The organism is Leptolyngbya sp. FACHB-36, from assembly GCF_014695955.1.
GTDB lineage: Bacteria > Cyanobacteriota > Cyanobacteriia > Leptolyngbyales > Leptolyngbyaceae > FACHB-36.
Genome location: NZ_JACJPG010000673.1, coordinates 1 through 9,255, shown reverse-complemented (window position 1 = coordinate 9,255; position 9,255 = coordinate 1). Strand labels below are relative to the sequence as shown.

The following is a 9,255-nucleotide window of genomic DNA, read 5'->3' as shown; positions in this document are numbered from 1 at the left end:
AAAAATCCCAATACCGTTCCTTGGCTCTCCAGAGGAGCTATGAGCACAGCGGGAAGCTCCTCTAAGGTGAATACGGAGGCAATACCGATACTGGAATCAAAGCCGGGTAGCTCGCGCGAATCGTTGATCACGATCGGTGCGCCTGACTGCTTGAAAGCATATTGACAAAGCGCGCACTCTGACAGCCAGAATGACTGATTCAACGCAGACGGGAACTCGATCGAGTGGTCAGATGGGGCAGCATCGCCCTGAAACAGGCCCATACCTTCAGATGGGTTAAACCATTCACACACCACCGTGACTCGTACTTTAGGCGTTTGTGTCGAGGATCGGCTCCTAAATAGTGGGTCCCAATATTTTAGGCGCAGCAACAGACCGCGCTGCACCTGCAAGGCAGTGGACGTGCCATTCGTTGCCAGGTTCAGAATATCCGTGATGTCAGACGAGTTCCGAATCGCCATCGTTAACTGGTTAACGACTGCTTGATGCTGAAGCTGCTGCTGAAGCTGCTGCTGAAGCTGCAGATGGGAGAGCACGATCGCAACCTGCTGCGACACGCTCGTGAGTGCCTCAATTTCAGTAGTTGTCCAGCTGTGAGGGTGCGTTCGCATGAGGCTAATCCTGCCATTTACCTGATCGTGAAATCGAGTTGAGATTGCCAAAGCGGCTCCGATTACTGATGGAGTCGCGGTTGGGGATGAGGTTACTTGCCAACTTGTCAGCACGGTCCTAAACCACGGGTCGATCGCCTCATCGCTGGAAAGCCGCTCCATATCTGGAACAATAGTCAAATCGGAAGGAGCTGCTTTGTCAGGGAATGATGAGATTGACAGGGTTTGCACTGGCAGCATTAGGGCATTCACTTTCCAATGAATGGCATAACTGTCTGAACCCGCGCTTGCTGAATACAGAATCGAGCATCCCTCAACTTGGAAGGCAGTTCCGATCGCGGCAGCAAGTTCCACGAGTGCTCGCCTGGGATCAGCACTCGTGGAGGCAATTTTAGAAATGTGCTGCTGTACCCGAAGCAGATCGACCGAGACCTGTCCAGTAGGAGTTTCTCGCGCTAAGACCGCTCCAATAGCCTGAGGGAGGGGAGAAGAGGAATCTATCACGAGTGGAATGCTCCGTTACGATCAACTCGGCTGCTTAACACCGCCATTCCTGGTTGCACATCATGCATGAGCGACTCAGGACCAGACTCCTGAATACAAAATTGGCGTTTGCCATGCAACAGTTTTAGGGTTCCCCTACAACTTCAACCTCTATCTGACAGGCGGTTTTTGTAGCATTGTGTTAAGCAGCCTGTTGCTTCAGATTACACTGTCAATCTGTTTGAGGTATCCGTAAATTTCCTATCATTAATGCGTTTTTAGTAGCAGGATACAGACGAATGCTAATGACCACCGAGCGGCTCGTGCTCAATCTCGGAAGGCAAAATCACCGAGAAGCTGTTGCGGTGGTAAGCTGCTATAACCATAAGGATACGCACGTACCACTGGCTCAAGCGAAGTGAGGGCTGATGAGAGCGAATAACTTAGCGATTGAATCAAAGCCTGGAAACGTAGCGGTTGCAGGTGTGATTGGCACGGTCAAAGGACCGGGAGAGAACGGTAATCAATACGTGTTTATCACGGCAAACAACCGTCACGTCAAAGTTGGCGAGTTTGTCTACTACGAAGTGCTGGCCGCGCCCGCTGAACTCCGCGATCGCCCGCTCCAAATCTTGGGCAAGATTTCTGCCCGCCGTTTAATCGACCATCTGCCTGACCGCATTTTTGCGGATACCGAAATCAGCCCAGAGACGATCGCCGCTCTCGTGGGGTTCACGTATGCGAATCCAGAAATCTATGAGGTGACGGTGGATGTCGTCGGCTACTTTGATGACGCACTCGGCTTCATGAACCCGCGCAAAACGCCTGATCCCGGCGCTAAAGTGCATCTAGCGGATGACCCCATGCTTCAGCGCGTTCTCAACCGCCGACAGCCTGGGCAAATTGGCTCTGCTCACATTGGGTCGCTGCTGCTGCGGGAGTCGGATGTGCCGATCGCCCTAGACGTCAAGGAACTTGTCAGTACGCACATGGCAATTTTGGCGGGTACTGGGTCGGGCAAATCCTACACCGCAGGCGTCTTGGTGGAAGAGCTACTGCTACCGCATAACCGCGCTGCCGTGCTAATTCTTGACCCACACGGTGAGTATCACACGCTGTCCGAAATCCAAGGACACCCGCAGTTCCAAACGGCTGACGGCTACTCGCCCAAAGTCAACGTGATGACGCCCGACGATATTCGGATCCGCGTTTCGTCGCTAGATTACTACGACATTCTGACGCTGCTGCCAGAGATGAGCGATCGTCAGCAGTCCATTCTCAACAAAGCCTATCGCCTGCTGCAGCGCCACAAGCGCGGCGAATATCGCTGGGGCATTCAGGACTTGATCGCAGCAGTGCGCGAAGCCGATGTGCAGGTGGACGACGACGGCAACGAAAAATCGGGATCGTCCGCTCCGGCGCTGGAGTGGAAATTAGAACGATTGGAGCGATCGAGCTATTTCCACCCGTTTGAACACAGTGTTGCGCCAAGGGATCTGTTTGAACCGGGACAAGTGACCGTGCTGCAACTGAACGAAATCAGTCAGGAAGAGCAGCAGGTAATTTGCGCGGCGGTGCTGCGACAGGCTAACCAAGCCCGAATGAACACGCAGCGAGAACTCATTACGCCTAGCGATGAAAACTTTTTGCCCTATCCCGTATTCATTCTGCTAGAGGAGGCGCACCGCTTTGCGCCCGCCCATGAGCCGTCACGCTGTAAGGCAGTCATTCGCACCATTCTGAGCGAGGGGCGCAAATTCGGCTTGGGCGTTGGACTGATTACGCAGCGTCCGGGCAAGCTGGATTCTGATGTGCTGTCCCAGTGCATGAGCCAGTTCATCATGCGAATTGTCAATCCGGTGGACCAGGAAAGCCTGAAGTACGGCGTGGAAGCGGCGGGGCGAGATTTGCTCAAGGAATTACCTGCATTGACGAAGGGGCAAATCATTGTGGCGGGAGCCTGCGTCAACACACCTGTCTTGTGCAAAGTCCGCAAGCGCCTAACGAAGCATGGCGGTGAGACGTTGAACGCGCCGGAGCTGTGGCAGAACTATTTTCAGGTGCATCGAATCCGCGATCGCGAGGTTCAGCAGGCACCCCTGACAGCGCGATCGCGGGCTCAGACCGTGCGTGGCGTCAGCATTGAGTAGGTGTGTCCAGCGACTTGACCATGTGATGCAGTCCACCTGTGCGGGTCATCTGAGCAAAGCGATCGGTGGTTTTACTACAGGTCACTTGATAGCCGACTCGCTCAAACAGCAACTTCGCTTGCCGGTTGCTGTACGTCACATCCAAGCACAAGCTAGAGCAATGCTGCGATCGGGCTTCAACCTCCGCCTGCGCCAAGAAGCGAGACCCCAGCCCCTGATCTCGAAACTCCGGTAGAATGCTGAGTCCCAAAATGTAATAGTCTGAGAGCCGCACCTCTTGCTTAATTCGACTTAAATCCGCCACGTTCATCAGGATTTTGGGCAGCTTGTGCAGAGGCAGCAAGCGCGCCATGACGGAATGCACTTTCTCGTCTGCCTGTCGCTTCACAGAGCCGGAGTAGCGCATCATCACACCAACAGGCTGCTGCTGTACCTCCACAACGAGCGCGTACTCGTAGCTAAAGGCATGGTGAGGGTAACTAAATGCCTGTCGTAGAATGGTCTGTGCTTGTTCTGCTGGCGAGGCAAAACTGTAGCTAAACACCTCCGGACCCGCCGCAAACAGCAGCGGAGTTGCCCAATCTCCATCTTCGGCGATCGCCGGACGCAGGGTCACTTGTTCCACCAACGGTTGAAATTTCATCGGCACCAATGTCATTAACGTACACGATTCGCGAAAGCCGCAAAGCCAAACACGTCTCCCTCAAGCTCTCCAGCCTTGGCAATTTAGAAGTGATTGTGCCCTTTGGGTTTGACCAGCGCGACATTCCTGCGATTCTTCAGAAAAAGCAACACTGGATTGACCGTGCCACCGAGCGAATAAAGGCGCAGGTCCAACACTCTGATACCGCCGCTGAACGACCGGAACAGATTTGTCTACGGGCGATCGGGGAAGCTTGGCAAGTGGAATACTGCCCGACTACGTGGCACGGCGTCAAGCTCACAGCATCCCCGTTCCGTCTCGTTCTGTCGGGACAGGTTGCTAATCCATCCCTCTGCCAAGCCACTTTGCAGCAGTGGGTTGCTCACAAAGCAGGGCTACACTTGATTTCCTGGCTGCAGAGCGTCAGTCAGGAACTGGCGCTGCCATTTGAGCGAGCCAGCGTGCGGCAGCAGAAAACGATTTGGGGAAGCTGCTCGGCAAAAAAGACCATCAGCCTCAACAGCAAGCTGCTGTTTTTGTCGCCGCCGATCGTGCGCTATGTGTTGATTCACGAATTGTGCCATACCGTACACCTGAATCACTCCCCTGCGTACTGGGAACTGGTGGGTCGCTATGAACCGCAGTACCGACAATTGGACGCCAGCCTGCAAAACGCGCGCTACGAGATACCCTGGTGGATGGAGCGGTAGAACTGTGAAAACACTACTCGCTAACAGCGAATCATGCTTCGCTTGTAAACATTTATTGGTTTCCCAGTCCCTGTATGTCCCTTGCTCCGTGGCGATCATCCCTAGCTCGCGCTCTACACCGCAATCGTTCACTTCCGTATGCCCGCTATGTGCAGCTTGCTACCGTACAGGCAACAGGTCGTCCAGCAAATCGCACGGTGGTGTTTCGCGGCACTCTAGCCGATGCGAATCAACTAAAGTTCATCACCGACATCCGCAGTCAGAAAGCAGATGAGATCGAGCGATCGCCGTGGGGCGAGGTCTGCTGGTATTTCCCTAATACTCGCGAGCAGTTTCGGTTTGCTGGACGCTTAACGCTGGTGGGCGAGATGCATGCTGATTCCGCTTTGCAAGCGGCGAGAGCCTCAACGTGGCAAGAGCTTTCCGACGCCGCTCGATCGCAGTTCACCTGGGCTGATCCAGGTCAGCCCAGAGTCAGTGACGATGGGTTTAATGCACCCTTGCCCGACGCGATCGCGCCGCTGCCGAACTTTTGCTTACTGCTGCTTGATCCCGATCGTGTCGATCATCTAGAACTACGCGGGAATCCACAGAATCGCCGCATTTATGAGCACAAAAACGGAGATTGGTCGAGCCAGGAAGTCAATCCGTAGCGAACGCGCTAAATGCCTGCACCGTCTAAAAACTCTTCGATTATTTTGTCCCGCAGGCGGCACGCAGGGGTTGCTGCGGTTAGTGCAGGCTTGGCGTTGGTCGTCGTGGCAGCGTCCGCTGAAATGCTGGCAGTAGCAGACATCCGAGAAAACGAGTCATCCAAGGACTGACGCTGTTGAACCAGTTGCAGTTGCTGCTCTAGCTGCTCAATGCGATCGACGAGGGCGCGAATCACTTGCGCCTCAGAGTCGGGCAGGCGTCCATGTTCAAGGGGACCCACTCGCTCACCCGATCGATAGACGATCCGACCCGGCACCCCGACCACCGTGCAGTCAGACGGCACATCGCGTAAGACTACAGAACCCGCGCCGATTCGGACGTTATTGCCAATTTGGATATTACCCAAGACTTTTGCGCCTGCCCCCACGACGACGTTCTCGCCCACGGTCGGATGGCGCTTGCCGCTTTCTTTGCCCGTGCCGCCCAGCGTCACTCCTTGATAGATCAGCGCATAGTCACCGATGATCGCCGTTTCTCCGATCACCACACCCATCCCGTGGTCAATAAATACCGCTTCACCAATTTGTGCACCGGGATGAATCTCAATTCCCGTCAAGAAGCGAGCCAGATGAGAGATGAACCGAGGGATAAAAGGCAGTCCCAACACATACAGCCAATGGGCGAAACGATGAAAAATCAGCGCCTGCAAGCCTGGATAGCAGAACAGCACTTCCAGCCAGTTGCGAGCCGCAGGGTCCCGATCGAAAATGATGCGAAAGTCAGCAATCAGAGTGGATAACACCAGGCAAGCCTCTGGCAAAATTTACCTTCTGATTATTTTAGCGCCTGGTTTGTTCACTCAACGCGACGTGGAGGAAATCGCCAACGACACGAAACGCGATTGTTGCTCAAGGTCGAACGCTTAAGGTGTAGTCTCGCGGAGTGCTGGGAGTGGCAGAGCCAACCCAAATTCTGTAAGTGCCCGCTTGCCAGTCTGTATCGGTGATGCTGGCATCCTTGCTTCTGCTGGAGTCGTCTCCGCAGCGAATCACACCGTTGGGTCCCTGCACAACCAGTGTTGTGTCGCCTCCGCCGCTGTTTACACGTAGTCTCAAGCGCGGAACGGCTTGCTGAAGCACCAAAATGTGGTCGGGAGTGGGGTCACCAAATCCCAGGCATTTGTTGTTGCTGCGATCGCTATTGCTGACGATCGCAGGCAGCGAGGTTGAGCCGCCTGTAGACCCTTGGAGCGTACCGGAAGTCTTGTTAGAATCTAGGGTCAGCTTACCGAAGTTTGCGTCCTGTGCTACAGCCGGAATATGAAGCAGCAGTAGTGCAACGAGCGCTACACCTGACCTCACAGCAGTCATCAGGAGTGGATGCATCAAAGAACGCTTCAGAGGTATCCTCTGGGTTAGCCGCTCTAATTCGGCTCGATCGAGTGCTCGTTGATTCATCACTGCCGCTTTAACCTCATCGCTTGTGAAACTATACACTCGAACCATCCCACCTAAATTAGCGTCTAAGCAAGGTAGACGATACGGCTCGATCGAATGTTTCCGCTTGCGAAAGGGGCTCAATTCTTACCTGTGCTCTTATACACCATGGCACTTCCCTTACTATTTCTATTTATCATCGTCGGCTTGGTCATAACGCGGTTAGTGCTGCTGCCGTTTGAATGGTTGGCAGCATTAGCCGTTCCCAACTGGATATTCTGGATAGTAGGAGTGCTGCTGTTAATGGGCTGCTTGGGCGAGTAGCAGTTGCTTTGTCCTGCTGGTATTTATTTGTCTTGTCGGTATTTTTTGTCCTGTTGGTATTTAAACGCTCTGCTTAACGTATATATCCGCACGGGTATGTGGAGACAGGGCGGGCTGAAACTTCAGTATTTTCAGCCGCGAAATCTCAGGGTTTGCTACGTTACAAATTGTTAACATACGATAACACCGCTGCTTGCATAACCTGACTATTGCCAGCATGAATCCTGAAGACGCACCTATTCGTGAGGCAGAGCAACTAGAGGCGCTGCGCCAATGTCCAGACGTTGAACTCGATGCAGCTCTGGAAGACATCGTGCAGTTAGCTGCTGCGATCTGCGAAACCCCGATCGCTGCAATCCACTTATTAGAAGAGCCGTGGGTTACGGCGTGCGTCGGACTGGAGCAAAGCGATTCTAGAACAGTGGGGCTTTCCCAACACTGCGCTTTGCATCGGGCAGCACTGGTGATTGCAGACGTGCTGGCAGATGAGCGCTTCGCCAACCATTCTGGAGTGGCAGACGACCCACCGATCCGCTTCTATGCGGGTGTGCCGCTGCTGACTTCAGATGAAGAGGCGATCGGAACGCTTTGTGTAGTACACACTCTGCCGCACGAATTGCAGTCGCACCAGATTGACGCCCTATGGCGGCTGAGCCGTCAAGCAACCAGTCAGCTAGAACTGCGACGCAAGCTGCGGAAACTTGTGAGCGCTGCCGCCGAGCAGAAGCAAGTGGAGCAGAGTCTCCGGCAAAGCGAAGTCCACAATCAGGCGTTGATCCACGCCATTCCTGATCTGATGCTGCGCATCAGCCGAGACGGTGTTTACCTCAACGCACAACCGTCTAAAACTGTGGGGTTGCTGCTTCCTCCCAATGAGCTAGTTGGCAAGCGCGAAGCTGACGTATTACCAGCAGACATTGCCGAGCAGCTGCGTCACTGTCGAGAACAAGCCTTTGCAACGGGCGAAACGCAGTTTTGCGAGTACGAGATTCTGCTGGAGGACGGCATCCACAGCGAAGAAACCCGCATAGTGGTCAGTGGCGAAGCCGAAGTGCTGAAAATTGTGCGCGACGTGACCGATCGCAAACGAGCAGAGCAGCGTTTGAGCTTACAGTATGCTGCGACGCAGGTGCTCGCAGAAGCCGCCAACTTAGATGAAGCCATGCACCGTCTGCTTCAGGTAATCTGTGAAATGCTGCGGTGGGATTTGGCGGAGTTGTGGATCCTTGATTCTCAGACAAACGGGCTGCGCTGTGCTGCCCGCTGGCACATGTCAAGCCTGGATGCTACAGCGTTTGACGCCACCATACAGCAGCTAACGTTTGCTTCCGGTGTGGGGCTACCTAGTCAGGTTTGGCAGCAGACTGCCCCTATCTGGATTCCCGACATTGCCCGCGACGATCGATTTGTGGGTGAAATGGTCGCGACTCGGCTTGGAATGCATAGCGCTACTGGATTTCCAGTCCTAAGCAGTAGCCGACTGCTGGGCGTGATTAGTTTATTTAGCCAAGAGGTGCAAGCGCCAAATCACAGTTTGATGCAGATGCTAGCGGCGATCGGTAGCCAGATTGGGCAGTTCATGGAGCGCATTCAGGCTCAAGACGCACTTCAACACAGCAACTCGCTCCTACGGGCGCAGCAGGACGCCGCGATCGACGGGATTCTAGTCGTGAACGAACGCTGGCAAGTAACGAGCTATAACCGTCGCTTCTGTGAGCTGTGGCAGGTGCCTGAGACGCTGCGTAGTTGCACCTCACGGGTACCTGAGACGCGATCGCCAGCCGAGGATGTGAACTATTTACTTGACTGGCTGCTGTCTCATTTGCAAAAGCCAGATGAGTTTATCACTGCCATTGAATCGCTATCTGCCGATTCGAGTTCAGTCAGCCACACCGAGCTGGCGCTGCTCGATGGACGCATATTCGACTGCTACTCCAACCCAGTTCTGTCGTCCGAAGGCACGATCTACGGTCGTATCTGCTACTTCCGCGACATCACCGAGCGCAAGCGGGCAGACGAAGCGCTGCAAAGCCAAAACCAACGCGCCTATTTGCTCAACGCGATCGCGCTGCGGATTCGTCAGTCGCTGAATCTGAAGGAAATTTTAGATACAACCGCTGCCGAGGTGCGGCAGTTTCTTGATGTTGATCGCGTGTTGATCTATCAATTTGACCCAGACTGGAACGGAACCGTTGTGGTCGAGTCGGTGGACGCCTGCTGGCGATCGTCCCTGGGTGCAGAAAT

Annotated in this window: 9 protein-coding genes; 5 read left to right on the top strand and 4 right to left on the bottom strand. The window is 54.3% G+C overall.

What is annotated here, in order from left to right; genetic code table 11:
- Positions 1 to 1,115: GAF domain-containing protein (locus H6F43_RS21140; protein WP_199290507.1), on the bottom strand; the 1,115-nt coding region annotated here is incomplete at its 3' end.
- A 407-nt stretch (positions 1,116 to 1,522) separates the two neighbouring features.
- On the opposite strand from H6F43_RS21140, the gene H6F43_RS21135 reads away from it, so the two are divergent.
- Positions 1,523 to 3,244 (top strand): DUF87 domain-containing protein, encoded by a 1,722-nt coding sequence (locus H6F43_RS21135; protein WP_190345145.1) that lies wholly within the window; start codon positions 1,523 to 1,525, stop codon positions 3,242 to 3,244.
- Here the strand turns inward: H6F43_RS21135 and H6F43_RS21130 are convergent.
- Positions 3,231 to 3,887 carry a GNAT family N-acetyltransferase gene (locus tag H6F43_RS21130; protein ID WP_190345144.1) on the bottom strand — a complete coding sequence of 219 codons (657 nt, stop codon included), beginning with the start codon at positions 3,885 to 3,887 and terminating at the stop codon, positions 3,231 to 3,233. The two genes, H6F43_RS21135 and H6F43_RS21130, sit on opposite strands and share 14 nt — an antisense overlap.
- Positions 3,888 to 3,895: 8 nt before the next feature.
- On the opposite strand from H6F43_RS21130, the gene H6F43_RS21125 reads away from it, so the two are divergent.
- Positions 3,896 to 4,597, top strand: a complete 702-nt coding sequence (locus tag H6F43_RS21125) for a SprT family zinc-dependent metalloprotease (protein WP_190345143.1) — start codon at positions 3,896 to 3,898, stop codon at positions 4,595 to 4,597.
- A 74-nt stretch (positions 4,598 to 4,671) separates the two neighbouring features.
- The gene (locus H6F43_RS21120; RefSeq protein ID WP_190345142.1) at positions 4,672 to 5,250 is read left to right on the top strand and encodes an Npun_F5749 family FMN-dependent PPOX-type flavoprotein; all 579 of its coding nucleotides are present in this window, start codon (positions 4,672 to 4,674) and stop codon (positions 5,248 to 5,250) included.
- Positions 5,251 to 5,258: 8 nt separating this feature from the next.
- On the opposite strand, the gene cysE is transcribed toward H6F43_RS21120, so the two are convergent.
- Both cysE and H6F43_RS21110 read right to left on the bottom strand, forming a co-directional pair.
- Positions 5,259 to 6,053 carry a serine O-acetyltransferase gene (gene cysE / locus H6F43_RS21115; protein ID WP_190345141.1) on the bottom strand — a complete coding sequence of 265 codons (795 nt, stop codon included), beginning with the start codon at positions 6,051 to 6,053 and terminating at the stop codon, positions 5,259 to 5,261.
- A gap of 106 nt (positions 6,054 to 6,159) precedes the next feature.
- Positions 6,160 to 6,747, bottom strand: coding sequence for a hypothetical protein (locus H6F43_RS21110; protein ID WP_199290506.1), 588 nt, complete (start codon positions 6,745 to 6,747; stop codon positions 6,160 to 6,162).
- 108 nt (positions 6,748 to 6,855) lie between these two features.
- On the opposite strand from H6F43_RS21110, the gene H6F43_RS21105 reads away from it, so the two are divergent.
- The gene (locus H6F43_RS21105; protein ID WP_190345140.1) at positions 6,856 to 7,011 is read left to right on the top strand and encodes a hypothetical protein; all 156 of its coding nucleotides are present in this window, start codon (positions 6,856 to 6,858) and stop codon (positions 7,009 to 7,011) included.
- A gap of 217 nt (positions 7,012 to 7,228) precedes the next feature.
- Positions 7,229 to 9,255 (top strand): GAF domain-containing protein (locus H6F43_RS21100; protein ID WP_190345139.1); only part of this gene is annotated, 2,027 nt, incomplete at its 3' end.

Bases quoted from the DNA above. Each gene is read 5' to 3' on its own strand.
- H6F43_RS21135 (WP_190345145.1), top strand. From the start codon at position 1,523: ATGAGAGCGAATAACTTAGCGATTGAATCAAAGCCTGGAAACGTAGCG.
- H6F43_RS21130 (WP_190345144.1), bottom strand. From the start codon at position 3,887: ATGAAATTTCAACCGTTGGTGGAACAAGTGACCCTGCGTCCGGCGATC.
- H6F43_RS21125 (WP_190345143.1), top strand. From the start codon at position 3,896: ATGTCATTAACGTACACGATTCGCGAAAGCCGCAAAGCCAAACACGTC.
- H6F43_RS21120 (WP_190345142.1), top strand. From the start codon at position 4,672: ATGTCCCTTGCTCCGTGGCGATCATCCCTAGCTCGCGCTCTACACCGC.
- H6F43_RS21105 (WP_190345140.1), top strand. From the start codon at position 6,856: ATGGCACTTCCCTTACTATTTCTATTTATCATCGTCGGCTTGGTCATA.